Raw genomic sequence first — 23,106 nt, 5'->3', positions numbered from 1 at the left:
TGACAATTTGCACAAAAAAGGCATATAATTTTTGTTATCTGAGCACATAAGATTGCCAGAAAAAATAGCGCAGACATTTCATTCGTGTTTGTAGTTTTATCAAGGAGGGTTTTTGAAATGGCAAAAAAACCGTATTATATTACAACCGCTATTGCATATGCATCAGGTAAACCTCATATAGGCAACACCTACGAGATCGTGTTGGCTGACAGCATTGCAAGGTACAAGAGATTCGCAGGATATGATGTAAGATTCCAGACCGGAACCGATGAACATGGTCAGAAGATCGAGAACAAGGCTTTTGAGAACATGCAGACTCCAAAGGAATTCGTTGACGAGATTTCAGGCGAGATTAAGAATATCTGGGATCTGATGAACACATCTTACGACAAATTTATCAGAACAACAGATGCAGATCATGAGAGACAGGTTCAGAAGATTTTTAAGAAGCTGTACGATCAGGGTGACATATATAAGGGAGAATATGTAGGAAAATACTGTACTCCATGTGAATCCTTCTTTACAGATTCACAGCTTGTAGACGGCAAATGCCCGGACTGCGGAAGACCGGTACAGGAAGCAAAAGAGGAAGCATATTTCTTCAAACTCAGCAAATATCAGGACAGACTGATGAAGCACATTGAGCAGAATCCTGATTTTATTCAGCCGGAGTCCAGAAAGAACGAGATGATCAATAACTTCATCAAGCCGGGACTTCAGGATCTGTGCGTATCCAGAACATCCTTTAAATGGGGTATCCCGGTTGATTTTGATGACAAGCATATTATCTATGTATGGATCGATGCATTATCAAACTATATTACAGGTCTTGGATACGATGTAGACGGTAATAACGATGAATTATATAAAAAATACTGGCCTGCTGACTTACATCTGATCGGAAAAGATATCTTAAGATTCCATACGATCTACTGGCCGATCATGCTGATGGCGCTTGGAGTACCGCTTCCAAAGCAGATCTTCGGACATCCATGGCTGATCCAGAATGACGGTAAGATGAGTAAGTCCAAGGGAAATGTAATGTATGCAGATGATATGGTCCGCCTGTTTGGTGTGGATGCAGTCCGTTTCTTCGTTCTGCATGAGATGCCGTTTGAGAATGACGGAATCATTTCATGGGAGCTGGTTGTAGAAAGAATCAATTCCGAGCTTGCAAACACACTTGGAAATCTGGTAAATCGTACGATCTCTATGTCAAACAAATACTTTGGCGGCGTAGTTACGAATACCGGAGTAATAGAAGAAGTAGATGAAGATCTGAAGAATGTCGTATTAAACTGCCGTATCAAGGTCGCAGAATGCATGGATAAGTTAAAGGTTGCAGATGCGATCTCAGAGATCTTCACCTTATTCAAGAGATGCAACAAATATATCGACGAGACCATGCCTTGGGCACTTGCAAAAGATGAAACAAAGCAGGATCGTCTGAATACCGTATTATATAATCTGGTTGAGAGCATCGTGATCGGTGCGTCCCTTCTGGAGCCATATATGCCGGATACCTCTGTTAAGATCCTGAACCAGTTAAATGCTGCAAAGAGAAAGGTAACAGAGCTTGGAAGATTCGGTCTTTATCCATCCGGAAACAAGGTAACAGAAACTCCTGAGATCCTGTTCGCAAGACTGGATGTAAAGGAAGTTATGGCAGAAGTTGCCAAGTTTGCACCTCCTGTAGAAGAAACTATCTACGAGAAAGCAAAGAAGCAGAAGGAAGAAAAAGAGAATTCCGAAGAAAAGAAGAAAATGAAACAGGCAGAAGCTAAGGTCGCTGCACTTAACAATGATCCGTCTGTTCTGAATAAACAGCAGATCACGATCGAAGAATTTGAGAAGATGCAGTTGATGATCGGCGAGATCATTGCATGTGAGGAAGTACAGAATTCCAGAAAACTTTTATGTTCTCAGGTTAAATTCGGTGAGAACAATGTGAAACAGATCGTATCGGGAATTAAAGGCTCCTATTCACCGGAAGAAATGGTTGGAAAGCGCGTTGTTGCGATCGTAAACCTGAAGCCATGCAAGCTTGCAGGAGTTGTATCAGAAGGTATGCTGCTGTGTGCAGAGGATGCAGAGGGCAATCTGTCCCTTCTTACAACCGAGAAGAATCTGCCAGGTGGTTCATTCATCAGCTAATTAATTTAATAGAAAACGCAGCCCTACAGATATGAAGTCGTTGATTTATTGGGTGGTCTATGATAGAATTTTAATGTCTGCTTATAGTATGGAGGAAAGCAGATTTTGAAAGATTTAGAAATCTTAGCGCCATGTCCCTTTGGATCAACGACGAAAAGGGTGACGAGGATAGAGGTTATCGAAAATTCGGCGGATGCCTCTACGCAGAGTCCGGATGCGCACATGCATGCCAAATATGGAAGAGATTCCAAAACAAAGCAGCATGACCGGATAATTTGATGATGCAGTAAAATATCTGACGGACGATAAAGACAGATATACGAACAGAAAAAGAAATATGCATCATAAGCCGAAAGGAGATAATTGAATATATGTGTGGAATCATAGGTTTTACAGGCAGAAAGCCGGCGAAGGATATCCTGATCGATGGACTGGAGCGGTTAGAGTACAGAGGCTATGACAGTGCGGGTATTGCACTTTTAAATGACGATGATACATTAACGATCCGGAAGAAGGCAGGAAGAGTCAGCGAACTCAGGGAACTGTGTAAGGATGGAGATTATTCATCGACTTGCGGTATCGGACATACAAGATGGGCAACACATGGTGGAGTTACAGATGCGAATGCGCATCCGCACAGATGTGGAAATGTTGCTCTTATCCACAATGGTATCATTGAGAATTACAGTGACATCATAAGAGAGTATGGACTGGCAGATAAGCTTGTATCAGAAACAGATTCTGAAGTTGTGGCAGCCCTGCTGGATACTCTGTATGATGGTGATCCGATCGCAGCGATTCGGAAGGCGGTTAAGATAATTGCGGGTTCATTTGCGCTTTGCATTATGTTTGCAGACAGACCTGGGATCATATATGCAGTAAGAAATGTCAGCCCGATGGTAGCAGCACACAGCGAAGAAGGATCTATCATTGCGTCAGACCTGACAGCGATCATTTCATTCTCAAAAGATTATTTTGTTGTGCCGGAATATCATATCCTTACAATGACACAGGAAGGAATCCGGGTTGAGGATCTGAAAGGCAATGAAGTAAAGCCACAGATGTTAGAGATTACATGGGATATTACAGCCGCTCAGAAAGGTGGATTTCCACATTTCATGTTAAAAGAGATTTATGAGCAGCCGGAATCCCTGAGAAATACGATCACACCAAGAATTGTGAATTCACTCCCTGATTTTACAGAAGACGGGATTGATGATGAAGTATTTAAAAATTGTGAAAATATCACAGTCATTGCATGCGGAACTGCTATGCATGCCGGAATCGTAGGAAAAGCAATGATTGAATCAGAGCTTCGTATACCGGTAAATGTGGAGATCGCATCAGAATTCCGTTATAAAGAACCACTGATCAATGAGAAGACATTGGTTATCGTAACTTCCCAGTCGGGAGAGACAATTGACACATTGGAAGCAATGCGTCTGGCAAAAAGATGTGGTTCCAAGGTTATTTCGATCGTAAATGTAAAAGGGTCTACGATCGCAAGAGAAAGTGATTATGTGTTATATACACATGCCGGACCGGAGATTGCAGTTGCAAGTACAAAGGCATATTCGGTTCAGATGGCGGCAATGTATTTAATCGGCTGCAGGCTTGGACTTGTAAAAGGAATTTATTCAGAAGAGCAGGCAAAGGAATTTATCAGCAAACTGTTGGGAACAATTCCGGTAATAGAAGAAACCCTGCTTCAGGCAGATGAAGTCAAGACTGTTGCTAATTACATAAAAATGGCTCCGGATGCATTCTTTATCGGAAGGGGCATGGATTATACTCTTTCACTGGAGGGGGCTCTGAAGTTGAAGGAGATATCCTATGTTCATGCGGAGGCTTACGCAGCAGGTGAATTAAAACATGGTACGATCGCTCTGATCACAGAGAATGTACCGGTTATCGCGTTAGCGACACAGCCGGCTGTATACGAGAAGATGGTTTCAAATATAAGGGAAGTAAAAGCCAGGGGAGCATATGTTATTCTAATTAGTATGGGTGACGAAGTTACTGACACCCAGATATGTGATAAGCATATAAGAATACCTAAGCAGGATAGTTTATTTACTGTATTTGCAGCGGCTGTTATTTTGCAGTTGATCGCATACTATACATCAGATGCAAAAGGGCTGGATGTAGATAAACCGCGTAATCTTGCCAAGTCTGTTACTGTAGAGTAAATGGGACTTGAGTGGCTGGAGAATAATTGCGGAGGGCGTTATTATGAGCACAGAGAAGACATATTTGTGCGATGAGTACAAATTATATTTTAAGATTGAAGATGATGTCCAGATCCTTCATAATGAAGTCGAGCTGTACAATACATCATTTGTAGGAAACAACAGCTTTTGCCATGAAGAGTATATTGACGGACAGAGAGCACTTACATATTCGATTCCGGCCATGATTACGATGAATCAGTTTATTACAAAGAAGATTCACAGGGACGAACTGGTGGACATTATGTTCAGCATAGCTGATCAGTTGATGTACCTGAAGGCGAATGATATGCCACTCGGTAAGGTTATCCTGAATATTGGATACATGTATCTGAATCTGGAGGATATGAGTGTTCAGCTTGTGTTCCTTCCAATTGATAAACCGATGGAAAAATGCAATATGGAGAAGTTTGTCAGAGATCTGGTAAACAAGCTTGACTTTGCAAATAAGAAAGCTTCAGACTGTGGATATGAACTGATCAAATTCTTTGATCATAATTCATCCTTCTATCTGTCAGAGTTCTACAAGATGATCACAGATATGAAGAATGACAACAATGTTCATCCGGAGGATGAGCAGCATTTCATTGTCAGACCGCAGAAAGCAGAGGCAATAGAAGATAAGGAAGTTCCATTACAGACAACCGTTGTATCAACTCCAAGCTTTAAACTGGCAAAGGAAGTTAAGGATTATTCCGGTAATGATATCGGATTTGATGATGATTCAGACATTACATCAACGACTGTTTTGACGAATGCATCCAAGAGCAAACCGGGTCCTGTTATCGTAAGAACCAGAACCGGTGAGCGGATTAAGATCGACAAACCGATCTTTTGTATCGGTAAGTCTGCACAGGGTGTTGATTATCAGGTAACAGACAACAATTCTGTCAGCCGTCGTCATGCATATATCATCAACGTCAATGGCGTTTATTATCTGCGTGATAACAAATCAACCAATCACACCTATCTTGGTGGCAAGATCATCAACAGCGGCACAGACATGATGCTGATCGATGGCAGCAAATTCAAATTAGCAAACGAGGAATTCACATTCCGCGAGAAATAAACCAAAAGGCTTCGTCCTGTTTCTGACAGACGAAGCCTTTTCATATAACTATTCTGTAAGTATTTTATCAATAGGCAGAAAGACAACAGCGTGTAGTATGTATAGATAGAAAAAAGAACAATATCTTTCATGTAGCAGACCTTTTTACTCTGTATAACTTCGAACTAACCTCGGCGAGCCTCGCTAAGGTCTCGGTTACGAACGTCGGTCCTTAACGAACCACCGTTAGGTGGGAGTTTAGTACCGCTACGTGAGAAATAGAACGAGAGTGTTCTGCGTAGTGAAAGGGTATTGTTCTTTTTTTAGATGAAAAATTGGTGCTGTTGTCTTTCGCCCGTTTATTCCTCGGAAGTGTCGGCTTCCGTAGCGTCAGCGGTCTCAGTGGCGATCATTGCCTGGTCGATCTCCTTCAGGCTGTCGGATGAGATGCTGTAGTATTCACCGTCATCGTTGATAAGTGCCTTGATGACTACAGGATCCTTGTACTGTGGTTTTTCGGTATGAGAAGAAAGGATCGATGCAATACCGTTTGCAAACTTTTTATCATATTCCTCTTTCTTAACGTCATTATAGACACCGTCGTCTACGTCTTTATTAAAGGCTTCAATATAAGCAATAATTTCATCGTAGGACTGGTCAAGGATTGCCAGTGGATATATGGTTACATCCACATAGTAGTCCCCGTTTTCTTTATAGCTTTCCGATACTTCATATCGTGCATCATTGTAAATAGCGGCAGCAACAGTGGTAAAAGTCTGGTTTACTTCAACAGACTGGTTGGTATTCAGATTATAATGTGTGATCAATTGGTTTGCGAGATTGGAAAGGCAGTCCTGATACAGTGCAAGTGCATCGGTTTCATTTCCTTTATTCTGTTTCACATAATTGGTGTAATCACCTTTATAATTAACATCGAGAAGATTTTTTACATACGATTGGTATGCGGTAACTTTTTTCTGACCACAGCCGGTAAAAGCAAAAAGACAGATCAGGATCATAAATGCAGTGGTCAGGCATTTTCTTGTGTGTTTCATAGTAATAAAAATTCCTCCTAATAGTTCGGTTTGATTTCCTTGTCCAATATAGCACAAAATATGTGCTTTGTAACTAAATTAAGAAAAAATAATTGTGCAAAACTATAAGGGTGTGTTATAATCATTTCAATTAGTGCTTACAGAAAATGAGCATCTGTACTGGAATGCATAAGTATAACACACAGAAATAGATGACGATGGCAGGCGCAATGATTGCCCTGACGACAGGAAGATGCTTAAATAATAGATTATTTTGGAGGGATCATCGTGGCAAAAGACAATAATTTTGATGAGGAAGAAGTAAAGACAGAAGCATCATTTAAGACAGTAACATTTGGTGGATATGATAAGAATTCAGTTGATTATTATATTGAAGAGTTAAAGGCTGATCATGAAAAGGAAGTCAATGAGTTAAAGGCAAATGTAAACAAGCTCAGCGAAGCCGTATTAAGCCTTAAGACTATGAGAGAAGTAAACCTGACAGAGTCAAATAAGACAATTGATGGCTTAAAGGCAAAGAATGCAGAATATGAAAGCGAGATTGAATCTCTGAAGGAGCAGGTAAACGCTTATAAGCAGAAGGAATTCGAATCCGCAGGAAGATATGAATCCATTTCAAGAACACTCTTAGAGGCAAGAGAGAGCGCAGATGCGCTGATTGCCCAGACGAATAAAGAGTGTGATGCGCAGCATGCAGAGATGACTGCAAAGTGTGAAGCAATGGAGAAGGATACAACCGATCGTTGCAATGCACTTGAGACAGAGACAAATGCAAAGTGCAAGCAGATGTATGATGAGACGGAAGCAACCTGCGCAAGTCTGAAGGAGCAGGCTTACAACGACAGCGAGCGTACAAGAAATAAAGCACATGAAGCTGCAGAAGCTTTAAGTGCAAAGACAGATTATGAGTGCAGAACCCAGAAGGAAAATGCACAGAAGGAAGCAGAAGCTATTACAAACAAAGCGACCAGCGAAGCATACGTTCTCAGAAAGAATGTAAAGAAGGAATGTGATGCAGTCAGCAAATATATGGGAGAACTTCTGGCTGCCTTAGATGGTGTTGTAGATGCATGTTGTGTAACAAAGGATATTGCAGATAAGGCATTTACAGGTCTGAAGAGTGAAGCAACTTCAATGGTGTCATCCGAGGATGATAAAGAAGCTGCCGGAACGGAAGACGACAAAACAGAGGAATAATATTAACAGCGATATTTAACATACATGAAACTTTTCTATGGCTGACATGGAAAAGTTTTATGTGTCTATGGGGTTACATAAGAGAAAAGAGGGATACATTTGGAGATAGGCAAAATCAGCAATTATTCAGATTTTCTGAGTCATATTGAATATCCCGCAGTTGTATTCTGCGAGGATGGAGAAGTTTTAAGTATCAATAATGCGGCAGTAAAACTGGTTGGAAACCAGATCGATTCGATCACGATGGAGCCGGATAAGTTTATGTCCAGTGATGAGTTTTGGCCAATTTTAAATGAGAAGAAAACGATTATCTGGCATCGGCTTCTTCTGAATATAAATAAGAAAAAAAGACTGGTTGTAAGTGGATTTGTCAATCAGTTTGAATATAACGGGAAAAAGGCATATATGGTACTGTTTGAACTGCGCTCTGATGTAGCAATCGGAAGTATGAGTCTGGAACGTATCATTAACCATGCGGGCATTCTGGCACTGTATCTCTACAAGCCGGACAGCAGATGGCAGACTCGTTATGTAACAAAGAATATAACGGAATTCGGATATAAAGAAGGTGACTTTTACAGTGGAGCAGTAGGGATTCGCGATATTATAGTTAAGAATGACTATGATATTCTGATCGGGAATCTCTATAAGGCGGAGAATACAGGACATACGGATTTTGAGATGAAGGTACGTTTTGTATCGGCAGAGAGTGCAATCACTACTATGATGCTGAACTGTCACATCGTAAAGTCGCCGGATGGATGTGCTGATGGCATTGAATTATTATTTGTAAAAGAAAAAAAGCAGTCCTATGATGGGGAAAAAGGTGAATATATATTATCTGTTATGAACAAAATCAAGAGTCTTGTGATGGTAAAATCCATTAGCAGAGGACATAGCACATTGAAATACATTACACCGAATGCCAGGTTACTTGGAATGAATGTGGATGCGCTTATGGCGGGAAATAAACTGACAGAAGACTATATTCATCCACAGGATCGCGCAAGAGTTATTCAGAATGCGAAGAATGTGTTAAAGAGTGGTGGATCCGATTATGAGGACGAGTATCGTATCGTAGATGATTATGGAAATGTCAGATGGGTTCGTTCCCAGAACAGTATCACACAGGCAGGGGATTCTTCTTATACGATTGAGTTCTTTATAACAGATATTACAGAGAACAAGAAGCTGCAGAACAGTGTAGAGGAGGCTAAGAAAGAGTATGAAGACAAGCTTTCTTACATTATGAACACGAATGTAGATGAGAATGAATATACGAGCGAGAGTATCGATAAAGACAAATGGAACAGTATTGTAAAAGCATTTGCAAGCTTAAGCGGGCTATATTCAACGGTTGTATCTCCGGCGGGAGATCAGCTTGTAGAACCGGCAGGACCGTCTCTGCATATGGGAAGCTTTTATGATCTTTTTGAAAAACCTCAGTATAAGAGTATCATTGTGAAGTTAAATGAGGTGATCCTTCAGAACAATGTTCCGGTCATTATGGAGATGGATGACGGTATAGATGGAAGTATTATCTGCGGAGCCCCGATTAAGATCGGAGAGAAACACATTGCAACCTGGATCCTGTGCGGATATGATACAGCAGATGTTACAAAGATGAAGAAGGTCTATAAGATCCAGTGGAATATGTGCAATATCTTCTCAGAATATGCATATAATGACAAGGTCCTGTCCAAAGAAGCAGAACGGAGCAAATCTGTTGAGATGTTGTTAGAAGAGAAGATCCAGAGACAGAAGATTCTGACAGAAGCACTCAGTTCCATGGACAGTGATGATAATAAGACGATCAGCAATATTTTGGAAAGAACCAGTGATTATCTGGGAATCGATGTTATGGCGATCTATTCCCTGAACGAAGATCAAGAGTATATGTGCAGTCATATCTGGTCAAGAGAAAAGAGCATGTCTGCAGAAGAATATGTGGAAGAATGGCAGCGGGGCAAGAAATTCTTTGCACACAGCAAGGAACGTTCTTACGACTGCATTGTAGCAGATAAGAACCATGACTTTAAGAACTTCCAGAGCAATATGGAGCAGATCGGTGTAACGAGTTTTGTCGCACTCAGCATAGAGATCAATAATATCATCAGCGGTTGTATTGTTATGGCGAACAATCATACAGATAAGATATGGTCAGAGGATGATATTGAATTCTCGAAGGATATTCGAAACGTCATTCAGGGTATCCTTGCCAGAATAGAGGGTGATGGCAACATTCGAATGGTAAATAAGCTTCTGGTAGATACTTATAACCATATCAAGATCGGCATCTTTATCCGTGATGAAGAGACCGGAGAGGTATTGTTCTCCAATCAGCCGTTAAACGATATGCTCGGATATGATTTTACAGGAAAAGACAGTAAGACACTGATCCGTGATCTGAATGATACATTTAAAGGTGTGTCAACGGTGCAGAAGCCATTTTTGACCGAACGGAAAGAAGTGAGCTGGAGAAGTTATATCAGACAGTTCGATAAGATCATGGATTTATCCGAAGTCAGCATGAAATGGCTTGACGGAAGAAAGGCATCTCTTGTAATATTAAGGGATGTACAGGATTAACAGTAACCAGAAAGGGGACCAATCATGGCAAGTTCAGATATCGGTATAGATTTAGGTACCGCCAGTATATTGGTATATGTAAAAGGCAAGGGCGTTGTATTAAAAGAGCCGTCCGTAGTTGCCTATGACAGAGATACAAATAAAATAGTAGCGATCGGTGAAGAAGCCAGACTGATGCTTGGAAGAACACCGGGAAATATCGTAGCGATCCGCCCACTTCGTCAGGGCGTTATATCAGACTATACAATAACAGAAAAGATGTTAAAGTATTTTGTCCAGAAAGCAGTGGGAAGAAGTTACTTTGGAAGACGTCCACGTATCAGTGTATGTGTGCCTTCGCAGGTAACGGAGGTGGAGAAGAAAGCAGTAGAAGATGCAACTTATGCAGCAGGTGCAAGAGATGTATCGATTATAGAAGAACCGGTGGCAGCAGCAATCGGTGCAGGAATTGATATCTACAGACCATGTGGTAATATGATCGTCGATATCGGTGGCGGAACTTCAGATATTGCCGTTATTTCCCTTGGCGGCCCGGTTGTAAGTGCTTCCATTAAGGTTGCCGGAGATGATTTTGATGAAGCAATCGTGCGTTTTATGAGAAAGAAGCACAATCTTCTGATCGGTGAGAGAACCGCAGAGGAGATTAAGATCAAGATCGGAACCTGTTTCAGAAGACCGGAGAACATCACACTGGATATCCGTGGCAGGAATCTGGTAACCGGACTTCCAAAGACAGTAACAGTAACATCAGATGAGACAGAAGAAGCGCTGCGTGAGCCTGCATCCCAGATCTGTGAAGCCGTTCATTCCGTTCTGGAACGGACACCTCCTGAGCTGGCAGCAGACATTGCGGACAGAGGTATCGTATTGACCGGTGGTGGAGCATTGCTCCACGGACTGGAAGAGCTTCTGGAAGAAAAAACAGGAATTACAACCATGACTGCAGAAGATCCACTTCGTGCAGTTGCTATCGGAACAGGAAAATATATCGAATTACTCAACAGTAAGACAGAGTAACGCAGGAGACTTGTTGTGATAAAAGAAGGTTATGTTGAAAAAGTTATCTATAAAAATGACGACAATGGCTACGCCGTTTTCACTGTAGAAGGTGAAGACGGCGAAGACATTTTTGTCGGAACCCTTCACGGTATCAGTGAAGGAATCTACATATCTGCAGAAGGGGAATATGTCAATCATCCCCAGTATGATCTCCAATTCAAATTTACATCCTATGAAATCAAGATGCCGGACGATATGGTAAGTGTAGAACGATATCTGGGTTCTGGTATCATTAAAGGTGTCGGTGAGGCACTTGCAAAACGTATCGTAAAGAAATTCAAGATGGATTCTCTGCGTATCATTGAAGAAGAGCCGGAACGACTGGCAGAGGTCAAGGGTATCTCGGAGCGGAAAGCAAGAGAGATCGCAGTCTCTTATAATGAAAAGAAAGAGATGCAGGATGCGATCATTTTTCTGACCGGATATGGAATATCGATCAATCTGGCAGTGAAGATCTTCAATGAATACGGTCAGGAGATGTATAAAATCATCCGGTCAAATCCATATAAGATCGCTGAGGATATCAGTGGTGTCGGTTTTAAGACGGCGGATGAGATCGCTGAACGAATGGGGATCAGCAGTGATTCGGATTTTCGTATCAGGGCAGCATTGTTATATACATTGTTAAATGCGAGCCAGCTTGGACATATGTATCTTCCAAAGCAGATGCTGGTGGCAAAGACGTATTCACTTCTGGTGGATGACAATGTGCCATATAATGAAGAACTGGAAAATGAGATCGGAAGCCAGATTATAGAGCTTCAGATGGCAGGCAAGGCGATCGTAAAGGAGCTTGACGGAGCTGTAATTGCGGTCTATGCTGCGGTAAATTATTATATTGAGCTGAATTCAGCAAGAATATTGTCAGATATCGATCTGGATTTTACATCAGAGGATCGTCCACTGGATAAGATGCTTGCACAGATCGAGGAAGTAGAGAAGATTACACTGGAAGAAAAGCAGAAACTTGCGATCAAGAATGCAGTCAATAACGGCGTGGCAGTGATCACAGGTGGACCGGGTACGGGTAAAACAACAACGATCAATGCCATGATCAAGATGTTTGAGAAATTGAATCTGGAACTGTTGCTTGCAGCACCGACCGGACGCGCGGCAAAGAGGATCACCGAGGCAACCGGATATACGGCACAGACGATCCACCGGCTTCTGGAACTGTCCGGTGGCGGGATTGATGAAGAAGGAAACAGTTCCACCTATACATTTGCAAGAAATTCAAACAATCCGTTAGAAGCGGATGTAATTATCATAGATGAGATGTCGATGGTAGACAGCAGCCTGTTTTACAGTTTACTGCAGGCGATCATGCCGGGAACCAGACTGGTGCTGGTAGGGGATTCCAACCAGCTTCCATCTGTCGGACCGGGAAATGTATTAAAGGACATCATTCGTTCGGAAGTATTTTCCGTAACAGTGTTGGATAAGATATTCCGACAGGGCGAGAACAGTGACATTATCACGAACGCCCATCTGATCAATGCGGGAAAACAGCTTGCGATCAATAATAAAAGCCGGGATTTCTTCTACATACCAAGACAGGGATCACAGGATATTATCGCAGAATTGAAACATCTGATCTTAGACAGTCTGCCTGGGTTCTTCCAGGTCGATCCGATGAACATTCAGGTGCTTACTCCGATGCGGAAGTATGAGTTGGGTGTTGAGAATCTGAATAAACGGCTGCAGGAGATCCTAAACCCACCGAACAGAAGTATACCGGAGAAAGAGAAAAATGACGTTGTATTCCGTAAGGGCGACAAGGTCATGCAGATCAAGAACAATTACAAGCTGGAATGGAAGATCATGGATGCAAAAGGACGCTTCGTGAAGGAAGAGGGGGTAGGTGTATTCAATGGGGATGTCGGTTTTGTAAAAGAGATTGATGAGTTTGATCAGAAGATTGTTGTCGAATATGATGATGGAAGATTGGTAGATTACCTTTACTCCCAGCTTGATGAACTGGAACATGCATATGCTATCACAATACACAAATCACAGGGAAGTGAGTATCCGGTCGTGGTGATTCCGCTTCTTACAGGTCCGGCAAAGCTGCTGAACAGGAATCTGCTCTATACGGCAGTTACAAGGGCAAGAAAGGGTGTTGTGATCGTAGGCAATATAGGTCTGGTTAAGACGATGATCGATAATATCGACGAACAGAAGCGGTATACGACATTTGCAGAACGACTGGTAGAACTGGCATAAATCAGGAGAGGGATAATTTCCGAATGCATTGAATGTGCGAAGCACATGATATAACAGGAAAAGCAATAAAGGGGGCTATATATGCAGATACAGAACAAATGGAACCGGGCAATGATAGATCTGGTATTTCCAAGACGATGCCCGATCTGTGATGAGGTTATGCCGTATGGTGCAAAAGGAATCTGCGGAAAACATGAGTTGCTGCCATATGTGACAGAACCCACATGTATGAAATGTGGAAAAAGTCTGGATGACGAGGAGTTGGAATACTGTGCAGACTGCAGGACGCATATCCGGAGTTTTGAACGGGCATATCCGGTCTTCCGGTATGTGGAACCGGTCGCATCCAGTGTGCTCGCGATCAAATATCACAATAAACGGGAATATGTGGAATATTATGGAAGTCTTGTTGCAGAACGGATCCGGAAAGCGGGACTTGCAGAACGGCTTCAGATCATTTTGCCCGTACCGGTTCACAGAAGTAAATTACGGAAACGGGGATATAATCAGGCGGAGCTGTTGGCAGATGTGGTAGGACGGAGACTGGATATTCCGGTAGATAACGGACATCTGCTCCGTGTGTCGGATACGACACCACAGAAGGAATTATCACCGCTTGAACGTGCAAATAATATAAAACAGGCATTAGAGGTCCGGACACTTCCGGCGGAATGGAAGACGGTCTTATTAATAGATGATATTTATACGACAGGTGCGACAGTGCAGGCATGTACAGAAGCATTACAGGAGGCTGGCGTGGAACAGGTCTATGTCGGAGTGATATGTATAGGAGAAGGTCGATGAGCTTGCATCGGCCTTTTCTATTTGTGTAAGTTATGAGTCATGATCTGAGTCTGCATGAAATGGACAACTGCCGCAGGTTTTTATATGACACTTGGATTATAGAAGGTTCTGTGTTAGAATAAACAATGTCTGCGGACACTTTGTATTTGCAGACATTGTAACGATATAAAAATGAAAAAAGGCATATTGCCTGGGAGAAAATATGAGATTTCGTCCATGCATCGATATACATAATGGAAAAGTGAAACAGATCGTTGGCAGCAGCCTTCAGGATGAAGGAAATGCTGCAAAAGAGAATTTTGTATCTGAGTACGATGGCGCAGCATTTGCCCGGATGTATAAGGATGCGGGTATACAGGGTGGACATATTATCCTGTTGAATCCGGCGGGAAGCGAGTATTATGAGGAGGATTGCTATCAGGCAGAGCTGGCACTTACGGAATATCCGGGAGGCTTGCAGATCGGTGGCGGTATCAATGCGGAAAATGCCGGACGGTTTCTTGACATGGGGGCATCTCATGTGATTGTTACATCGTATGTATTTAAAAATGGAGAGATCAACTATGACAATCTGGAAGCCATCCGACGGGCAGTTGGCAAGAATCATCTGGTACTGGATCTGAGCTGCAGACGATGCGAGGATGGTTATTATATCGTGACAGATCGCTGGCAGAAGTTCACAAAGGTAAAAATGACAGAAGGAACACTGGATATGCTTGCCGGTTACTGCGATGAATATTTGATCCATGCGGTGGATGTGGAAGGTAAGGCGTCCGGAATCGAGACACATATTGCCGAGCTGCTTGGAAACTGGGGCAGGATCCCTGTGACCTATGCAGGCGGGATCGCGTCCTTTGAGGATCTGGATAAACTGAAGCTGCTTGGCAGAAACCGGGTTGATTTTACAATCGGAAGTGCACTTGATATCTTTGGCGGACATATGCGGTATCAGGATGTCGTGCGATATCCGGAGCAGTAAGAGCTGGCTAATTGTTATGGTATAAAAGTGAAAGACATATGGAGCCGGGAGGCGACGTGTTATAAATATATGTACAGTTGAGAAGGTATCGTACATAAAGAAAATATGGAGGGATAATAAAACATGAGAAAAATGAAAAAAGTTGCTGTTCTTTGTCTGACTGCCGCGATGACCATGTCACTGCTTGCAGGCTGCAGTGGTACAAAGAAAGATGCAGATGGAACGACCGCTGAGACGACAGAGGTTACGACAGAAGCCGAGTCCACTGAGGAAGAAGAAACGACAACGGAGAAGGCAACCGAAGAGGAAACAGAGGAGCCAACAACAGAGGCACTGGGTGTTTCAGATGGTGATAAAGTCATCAATATCAATTTTGATGATAAGGATACGGATGGTTTCCACACCTATACGAATGGTGGAAATGAAGAAATGACCAATGAGGATGGAGAGCTTCACATCAACATCAAAAAGACAGGAAGTGCGGATTATGCAAACCAGATCTATTACGATGGCTTTCGTCTGTATCAGGGATGCGTTTATGAATATTCCTTTGATGTAAGATGCGATATTGAGCGTACGATCGAATGGAGATTACAGATCAATGGCGGAGATTATCATGCATATACCAGTGATGTGATCACGATCGGACCGGAGACGCAGCACATTACAGCACAGTTTACGATGGAAGAGGATTCCGATCCTGCACCTCGTCTTTGCTTTAATATGGGAAAGCAGGAAGGTATGACCGGAGACGAAGCAGAGCATAATATTTATTTTGATAATATCTTATTAGAGGCAGTTGATGCCTCCGGCGCACAGCAGGTAGAAGCAACACCGGATCCTATGGCTATCAATGTGAACCAGGTTGGTTATCTGACCGGCGATTCCAAGGTTGCTACTGTGATCGGAAAAAATGCAAAGTCATTTGAAGTAATAGATGTAACATCAAACAAGTCCGTATATTCAGCAGATCTGCCGGAAGAAGCTACCTACGATCCACCATCAGAGATGTTCTGCAAGCAGGCAGATTTCTCATCCGTAAAGGATGCAGGAACCTATAAGATCAAGACAGATGATGGAGAAGAATCCGCAGAGTTCAAGATCGGTGATGATATCTATGGTGACCTGTATAAGGATGTTGTACTGATGCTGTATAACCAGCGTTGTGGAGTAGAACTTGACAGCAGCATTGCAGGCGAATTTGCACATCCTGCCTGCCATACAGGAGAAGCGGTTGTATACGGGACTGATAAGAAGATCGATGTGACAGGCGGCTGGCATGATGCCGGAGATTATGGCCGTTATGTTGTATCCGGTGCCAAGACGGTACAGGATCTGTTTATGACATACGAGGATAATGAATACAAGGCAGATGATATTGGTATTCCGGAAAGCGGAAACGGTGTTCCGGATATCTTAGATGAAGCAAGATATGAACTGGACTGGATGCTTAAAATGCAGGATGACAATGGTGGTGTATATCACAAGGTAACCTGTGATGTATTTCCTGAGACAGTTATGCCGGAGAAAGAAACGGCACAGTTGATCGCATGTCCGATCTCAAATACAGCCACCGGAGATTTTACAGCTGTTATGGCAAAGGCGTCTGTTCTGTATAAAGAATACGATGCAGATTTTGCAGCAAAATGTCTGGAAGCATCAAAGAAAGCATACGAATATCTGAGTGGCAACATGGATGCGCACGGATTCTCCAATCCGGATGATATTGTAACAGGTGAATATCCGGATACCATTTTCCGTGATGAAGCAATCTGGGCAGCAGTAGAATTGTATGCAGCAACCGGAGATGATTCCTATAAGAAAGCAGTCGATGCGATCATTGAGGGCGACGATATTGTAAACTACGGACTTGGATGGGCAGATGTCGGATATTATGCCCTGTACGATTATATTAAGTATGACGGCGGTTCAGCTAAGGCAAACGAACTGTTCTTCAATGAAGTAGATAAGACGGTAGAACAGATCAAAGACAATGGTTTTGGCGTATGGGTATCACCAACTAAGACATTTGCATGGGGAAGTAATATGAACATTGCAAATAAGGGAATGTTACTTCTGATGGCAAACAAGCTGAAGCCAGATGCAGACTATGTAAAATATGCTTCCTATCAGAGAGATTACCTGCTTGGAAGAAATGCAGTCGGCTATTGTTATGTAACAGGCTTTGGTACAAGAACTCCGCTTCATCCACACCACAGACCATCTCAGGTATTAGATGTAGCAATGCCGGGTATGTTAGTTGGCGGAGCAGACAGTAATCTGGAAGATCCATATGCGAAGGCTGTTCTTCTGGGCAAAGCACCGGAGAGCCGCTATGCAGACAATGCACAGTCATTTTCCTGTAATGAGATAACAATCTACTGGAATTCTCCATTGATCTATCTGCTGTCAGGTCTGGGTAATACAAAATAAAAAAAGAATGCACACACATGAACATGCAGCCGGCAGGGGTATCTGTTCGGCTGCACTGATATAAGAGAGTTATAGTTATGGACACAATAAAGAAGTTATTAAAAAAAGAGATTGTAAGATATGTAATAGCGGGTGGAGCCACGACAGTTGTAAATATCGTTTCATTTTATCTTCTGCGGATGTTCACCGGCTTATCCAGAAGCGGAGCGAATGTCATAGCGATATCGCTGGCGATCCTGTTTGCATTTTTTGCAAATAAGTTTTTTGTATTTACGGAGAGTAGTAAGAAGGATGCCGTGACTTTAAGCCGGGAATTTATATCCTTTGTCGGAACCAGGCTTCTTGCCATGCTGGTCGAAGTAGTTGGAACGAATCTGTTATGTGATTCCTTCCGCTGTAATGAATTCTTATCCAAGATCATTATTCAGTTCTTTGTAGTTGTGATCAATTATGTATTTGGCAAATGTTTCGTCTTTAAGAAAAAAAAGCTGTCTATACGGTTGTTTATGAAGAAAAACTATATTATTCTTCTTGCCGGACTGCTTCCGGCTTGTTTCCTGCTGGGAGTATGGATAGCAGAAAAGATCGGACCATTTGGCGGGAACAGTCTGACCATGGTGGACAGCCTGCATCAGTACCTTCCGTTTTTTTCTGATTATTATGATAAGCTTCAAAATGAAGGAAGTCTGTTTTATACCTGGGATATCGGTCTTGGAAGCAATATGTTGTCGATCATTGCCTATTATATTGCCTGCCCGATCAATTTCCTTGTGGTATTGTTCAAGCAGGAGCATATCTATATTGCGATGAGCTTGTTTATCGGAATCAAGATCATTTTATCCGGTATGTCATTTGCTTATTATATGCGGGAAAAATGTGAGGAACAGGGGAAATATCAGGCAGTGATTCTGATCTTTTCAACGGCATATGCATTAAGCAATTATATTATTGGTTATTCCTGGAACTTAATGTGGATGGATTGCATCCTGATCCTTCCGCTTATTATGGCGGGCTTTGAACGGATGACAGAAACCGGGAATTATAAGTTATATGTGCTGTCCCTGTTCTATGGATTGATGTGTAATTATTATATTTGTTTCATGATCTGTATTTTCCTCGTTATGGAATTCCTGTTGACCAATCATAAGAGCATAAAGAAATTCTTTACGGATGGTTTCCGTTTAGCGGGCTGTTCCTTATTGGCGGCCGGAATGGCAGCATTTCTTCTGATCCCGGCGTACCTTGGACTGAATACAACCGCTTCGGCAAACCGTGTATTTCCGAAAGCAGAATGGTATGGAAGCATCTGGGATCAGATCAAACAGCTTTTTTATCTGACAAAGCCGATCAAGAACCAGCAATTTGACGGCGGGCTGAATATATACTGTGGAACGATCTGTTTTGTTCTGCTGTTTGTATATCTGCTGAACCGTAGGATCAAGCTGTGGGATAAGGTTAAAAATGTGATCATACTTGTAGTTATATTTGCAAGCTTTAACAACCAGCTTTTGAATTATATCTGGCATGGCTTCCATGATCAGTATGGAATCCCGAATCGTTTTTCATTTCTGTTCATTTTCCTGCTACTTGCCATGTGTTGTGAAGTGCTGATGAAGCTTCAGAAGAAGGATATCCTGTCAGTTATGCTTGGGATTGCCTGTGGATATGCATTCCTGATCCTGGCGACAAAGAAGTGTACACTGGAAAAGGAAACCTTGTTATGGACAGAGATCTTTATAACAGCATACGCAGTATGCATGGTCGGCTTCACATTGACGAAGGGTATGTGGAAACGGATCATATCCTATGTGCTTCTGATTGTCTGTCTGGTTGAGACAACGATCAATGGAATTAAGGGATATGACAGCAATGGTTATGTAGATATCAGTCAGTATTTTGGTCTGGAATCGGAGATCCGGAATGCAATTGATTATCTGGACTGCAAGGATAAGCCATACCGGGTAGAGATGATGAATACAAAGATCGTAGACGAACCGACCTTTTATAATCTGAAAAGCGTCTGTCTGTTTGGATCGACAGTATCTGCAGATCTGGTTGATATGATGCATGATTTGGGATATTACACAGGAGCAAATGAGTTTCTGTTTGATGGTGGAAATACAGTATCCAATTCCCTGCTTGGTATAAAATATCTGCTTCAGAGGGATGGCGAGTATAATTATTTTGATGTGAATTATGTAAATGAGGTGGATGGTATACGGTTATACGAGAATCCGTATGCATTGAGCCTTGGTTATATGGTCAATAATGATCTGTTGGATTATGATGGCGATATCGGAAATATGTTTGAGACGCTGAACCAGTTTGTGAAGCTGTCTACCGGTGTGCCGGGAGTATTCTCTGAATTATATCCGGAGGTATCCACATACAGTGATAACTGTGAAGTAACGCGTCAGGGAGATCTGAGTGAGTATTATTCATACAAGCGTACTGATAGCAGCACCTGTAACTTCCAGTTGAGCTTTGATATTACGGATGAGACGAATGATATTTATATCATGGCGAATTGCTCCGGTATCAACAAGGTTCGTATCTATATTGACAATGAAGAGAAGAATTATGAAAGACTTCAGAATCAGACCTATCATGTCGGACATCTGGTAAAGGGACAGAAGGTAACGGTTGAGTATTGTTTCCGCGATACCCAGGCAAATACAGGAACTGCCCGGCTGATCGTTGCAGATATGAACTGGGAATCCTTCCTTCAGGCATATGATATCCTGCAGAGCCAGCAGCTTCTTATCGGAAAGATGGAAGATGGATATGTGAAGGGTTATATTACGATCTCATATCCGGGACTGCTGTTCACATCGATCCCATATGATGCCGGATGGACAGCATATGTCGATGGCGAAAAATATGAGATTGACAAGGTTGGAAATGCATTTATTGCATTGAAGCTTGCCGCGGGTGACCATGTGATCGAATTCAAATATTTTCCACCGGGTCTGAAACTCGGACTGATCTTTACCTTTGCATGCTGGCTGCTGTTTGGCTTCCTGTGTGGAAGAAGACAGTTTCAGAACCGGAAGGTGGAGAACGCATCAGGCAGGAGAAAACGCAGAACACAGAGTGCCGGCATAAATGAAACGGAGTCGGATGCAACAAGTGATCTGCCAGAACCGGACGACCGGAGCCTGTCAGTAGATGAAGCGGTGGAGCAGACAGAACCGGAGGCTTTAGATGATGATTATTATAAGCATGTAGATGAGATCCTGAAGGATGTATTTGATGATGATCCAAAATAAAGAACAGGCAGTACAACCATAATGCGTACACTTTTATGAACTGGGAATTGACAGATGTATAACATATATAAAAAACATGGCATATGGAACCTTGAAATTTGTTTATATCTGCCAGATTCCTGGAGATAGTGTAAGCAGATCATTAGTTATATCTAGTAAAAAATATCAAAAAAGGCCTATAGATTTTATGAAAAATCTATAGGTTTTTTTATCATCTCGTTGACCTTAACATTCATTTATAATATAATAACATGTGGAGTCAAAGTATTAGATTCAAAAAAGTAGAAATAGAGGTGCATCAATGGAGAAAATTAAGGAGTTGGGTTGGAAACCGGTCGCAGCAGCCGGTGCGGTACTTGGTCTTCTGGCAGGTATCTTAGGTGTTGCAGGTGTAGGAGTGGGTGCTCTGATCGTTGGAATACTTGCTGCAGTTGTAACATTTGGAGGAGTATTCATCGTCTGTGGTGACGGTACGAGTGGAAGTGGCGGAAAGGGAGATAAATATAAAAAGTTATTTATGAACCTGCCGATCGGTTTTGCACAGGCAAAGATCATAGATGATCCTGTAAATGGTGTCAGTTATCAGATCGTAGATGCAAACGAGATCTTTGGTGAGTATTTCAAGCTGGATGTCAGTGATTACACCGGCAAGAACCTGAAAGAAAGCAAGATCGAGGTTCTTCAGGATATCAACGCCTGGTTTACGGCATATAATAACTCCGGAACAAAAGAAGGAGATCTGATGGATGTTGAGATCACAATGGAATCTCTTCAGAAGGTATTTAACACCGTAATGTATAAGTCAGAAGCAGATTACATTAACATGGTGGTTATTGATATCACAGATCAGAAAGATACAGAGAACAAATTGTCCAAGGCAATTGTTGATGCGAATGCAGCCTATAAGACACAGGCTGAGTTCCTTGCAAATATGAGCCATGAGATCCGTACACCTATCAATGGTATTCTGGGTATGCTCCAGCTTACACTGATGGCTGATGATCTTCAGGCAGATTACAGAGATAACCTTGTAACTGCAAAGAACTGTGCGGATACACTGCTCCGACTGATCAATGATATCCTTGATATCAGTAAGCTGGAAGCAGGAAAGTACAAGATCAAAGAAGAAACATTTGATATCAAACAGGCGATCGAGGAGACGGTTGCTGCTCAGGTACCACTTGCAAATAATAAGGGGTTACAGCTCGACTGTTCATTTGGAAACAATATTCCAAAGCTGGTAAAGGGCGATGGACAGAGAATTCAGCAGGTATTAAACTGCCTGTTATCAAACGCGATCAAGTTTACGTCAGAGGGAAGTGTACGTGTTAAGATCGCATCCATGGATATGGAAGGGGAAAATAAGGTTAAGATCCGTATGGCAGTTGCAGATACCGGTATTGGTATTTCAGAGGCTAACATGAGCAAGCTGTTTATCCGTTTCAGCCAGGTTGATTCTTCTGATACAAGAAGATATGGTGGATCCGGCCTTGGCCTTGTAATCACAAAGCAGATCGTTGAACTGATGGGTGGCAACATTCAGGTTCAGAGTAAGGAAGACATTGGTTCTACGTTCATCGTAGAAGTACCTATGAAGGTTGTAAAGGCATCGGATGATGCATCAGTAGAGATTGAGCAGGAAGAAGAACCGGCTGTATTCTCAATCAATGCACACAGCAAGGCAAGAATCCTTGTAGCTGAGGATGAACCGGTTAATCAGCAGGTAATCGGTAAGTTACTTGGTATGGCAGGCTTCTCTTACGATATTGCAGAGAATGGTCAGAAAGCAGTTGAACTCTTCAAGCAGAAGATTTACGATGCAGCGTTATTTGATGTACAGATGCCTGTTATGGATGGTATCGCAGCTACACAGGAGATCCGTGAGATCGAGCAGAAAGAGAAGAGAAAGAGACTTCCAATTATCGCAGTAACAGCAAGAGCCATGTTTGGTGATAAGGAACGTATTCTTGAGAATAAACTGGATGATTACATAGCAAAACCATATAATCTGAACGATGTTGTTGAGACATTGAACAAATATATTGATGATTAACATAAGGAGGTCATT

The 23,106-nt window shown here is 42.2% G+C and carries 13 protein-coding genes; 12 read left to right on the top strand and 1 reads right to left on the bottom strand.

Features of this window, described 5'->3' with window-relative positions; all coding sequences use genetic code 11:
• The first annotated feature begins 117 nt into the window (after window positions 1-117).
• From metG to OCV60_RS00300, 3 genes are all read left to right on the top strand, one after another.
• Window positions 118-2,154: a methionine--tRNA ligase gene (gene metG / locus OCV60_RS00310; protein ID WP_021944016.1), complete on the top strand. Its 2,037-nt coding sequence runs from the start codon at window positions 118-120 to the stop codon at window positions 2,152-2,154.
• Between the two features lie 371 nt (window positions 2,155-2,525).
• Window positions 2,526-4,343 carry a glutamine--fructose-6-phosphate transaminase (isomerizing) gene (gene glmS / locus OCV60_RS00305; protein WP_021944015.1) on the top strand — a complete coding sequence of 606 codons (1,818 nt, stop codon included), beginning with the start codon at window positions 2,526-2,528 and terminating at the stop codon, window positions 4,341-4,343.
• A 43-nt stretch (window positions 4,344-4,386) separates the two neighbouring features.
• The gene (locus tag OCV60_RS00300; RefSeq protein ID WP_021944014.1) at window positions 4,387-5,451 is read left to right on the top strand and encodes a DUF6382 domain-containing protein; all 1,065 of its coding nucleotides are present in this window, start codon (window positions 4,387-4,389) and stop codon (window positions 5,449-5,451) included.
• Window positions 5,452-5,789: 338 nt separating this feature from the next.
• Here the strand turns inward: OCV60_RS00300 and OCV60_RS00295 are convergent, their stop codons facing one another.
• Window positions 5,790-6,485: a hypothetical protein gene (locus OCV60_RS00295; protein ID WP_021944013.1), complete on the bottom strand. Its 696-nt coding sequence runs from the start codon at window positions 6,483-6,485 to the stop codon at window positions 5,790-5,792.
• A gap of 267 nt (window positions 6,486-6,752) precedes the next feature.
• Here OCV60_RS00295 and OCV60_RS00290 point away from each other — a divergent pair, with 267 nt between their 5' ends.
• The 9 genes from OCV60_RS00290 to OCV60_RS00250 all read left to right on the top strand — a co-directional run bounded on the left by OCV60_RS00290 (window position 6,753) and on the right by OCV60_RS00250 (window position 23,091).
• The gene (locus tag OCV60_RS00290; RefSeq protein WP_118675510.1) at window positions 6,753-7,682 is read left to right on the top strand and encodes a hypothetical protein; all 930 of its coding nucleotides are present in this window, start codon (window positions 6,753-6,755) and stop codon (window positions 7,680-7,682) included.
• Window positions 7,683-7,781: 99 nt separating this feature from the next.
• Window positions 7,782-10,271 carry a PAS domain-containing protein gene (locus tag OCV60_RS00285; RefSeq protein ID WP_173789211.1) on the top strand — a complete coding sequence of 830 codons (2,490 nt, stop codon included), beginning with the start codon at window positions 7,782-7,784 and terminating at the stop codon, window positions 10,269-10,271.
• 24 nt (window positions 10,272-10,295) lie between these two features.
• Entirely contained in the window at window positions 10,296-11,288 is a 993-nt protein-coding gene (gene mreB / locus OCV60_RS00280) for a rod shape-determining protein (RefSeq protein ID WP_021944010.1), read from the top strand.
• A 15-nt stretch (window positions 11,289-11,303) separates the two neighbouring features.
• Window positions 11,304-13,553 (top strand): SF1B family DNA helicase RecD2, encoded by a 2,250-nt coding sequence (gene recD2 / locus OCV60_RS00275; RefSeq protein ID WP_186847284.1) that lies wholly within the window; start codon window positions 11,304-11,306, stop codon window positions 13,551-13,553.
• An 81-nt stretch (window positions 13,554-13,634) separates the two neighbouring features.
• Window positions 13,635-14,357 (top strand): ComF family protein, encoded by a 723-nt coding sequence (locus OCV60_RS00270; protein WP_262528912.1) that lies wholly within the window; start codon window positions 13,635-13,637, stop codon window positions 14,355-14,357.
• Between the two features lie 202 nt (window positions 14,358-14,559).
• The gene (hisA, locus tag OCV60_RS00265) at window positions 14,560-15,336 is read left to right on the top strand and encodes a phosphoribosylformimino-5-aminoimidazole carboxamide ribotide isomerase (protein WP_021944007.1); all 777 of its coding nucleotides are present in this window, start codon (window positions 14,560-14,562) and stop codon (window positions 15,334-15,336) included.
• Between the two features lie 123 nt (window positions 15,337-15,459).
• The gene (locus OCV60_RS00260; protein ID WP_262528908.1) at window positions 15,460-17,769 is read left to right on the top strand and encodes a glycoside hydrolase family 9 protein; all 2,310 of its coding nucleotides are present in this window, start codon (window positions 15,460-15,462) and stop codon (window positions 17,767-17,769) included.
• A 77-nt stretch (window positions 17,770-17,846) separates the two neighbouring features.
• A complete protein-coding gene (locus tag OCV60_RS00255; RefSeq protein ID WP_117784692.1) occupies window positions 17,847-21,038 on the top strand; it encodes a GtrA family protein in 3,192 nt (1,063 codons plus the stop codon).
• Window positions 21,039-21,339: 301 nt separating this feature from the next.
• Window positions 21,340-23,091: an ATP-binding protein gene (locus OCV60_RS00250; RefSeq protein ID WP_117784693.1), complete on the top strand. Its 1,752-nt coding sequence runs from the start codon at window positions 21,340-21,342 to the stop codon at window positions 23,089-23,091.
• Window positions 23,092-23,106 lie beyond the last annotated feature (15 nt).

Source organism: Coprococcus ammoniilyticus (assembly GCF_025567345.1).
GTDB classification, from domain to species: Bacteria; Bacillota; Clostridia; order Lachnospirales; family Lachnospiraceae; genus Coprococcus; species Coprococcus ammoniilyticus.
The sequence above is the reverse complement of the archived record's forward strand: the minus strand, read 5'-3'. Positions and strand labels throughout refer to the sequence as shown.

Coding starts and splice junctions, on each gene's coding strand:
- OCV60_RS00255 (WP_117784692.1), top strand. CDS start 17,847: ATGGACACAATAAAGAAGTTATTAAAAAAAGAGATTGTAAGATATGTA.
- OCV60_RS00295 (WP_021944013.1), bottom strand. CDS start 6,485: ATGAAACACACAAGAAAATGCCTGACCACTGCATTTATGATCCTGATC.
- OCV60_RS00250 (WP_117784693.1), top strand. CDS start 21,340: ATGGAGAAAATTAAGGAGTTGGGTTGGAAACCGGTCGCAGCAGCCGGT.
- hisA (WP_021944007.1), top strand. CDS start 14,560: ATGAGATTTCGTCCATGCATCGATATACATAATGGAAAAGTGAAACAG.
- glmS (WP_021944015.1), top strand. CDS start 2,526: ATGTGTGGAATCATAGGTTTTACAGGCAGAAAGCCGGCGAAGGATATC.
- metG (WP_021944016.1), top strand. CDS start 118: ATGGCAAAAAAACCGTATTATATTACAACCGCTATTGCATATGCATCA.
- OCV60_RS00270 (WP_262528912.1), top strand. CDS start 13,635: ATGCAGATACAGAACAAATGGAACCGGGCAATGATAGATCTGGTATTT.
- OCV60_RS00260 (WP_262528908.1), top strand. CDS start 15,460: ATGAGAAAAATGAAAAAAGTTGCTGTTCTTTGTCTGACTGCCGCGATG.
- mreB (WP_021944010.1), top strand. CDS start 10,296: ATGGCAAGTTCAGATATCGGTATAGATTTAGGTACCGCCAGTATATTG.
- OCV60_RS00300 (WP_021944014.1), top strand. CDS start 4,387: ATGAGCACAGAGAAGACATATTTGTGCGATGAGTACAAATTATATTTT.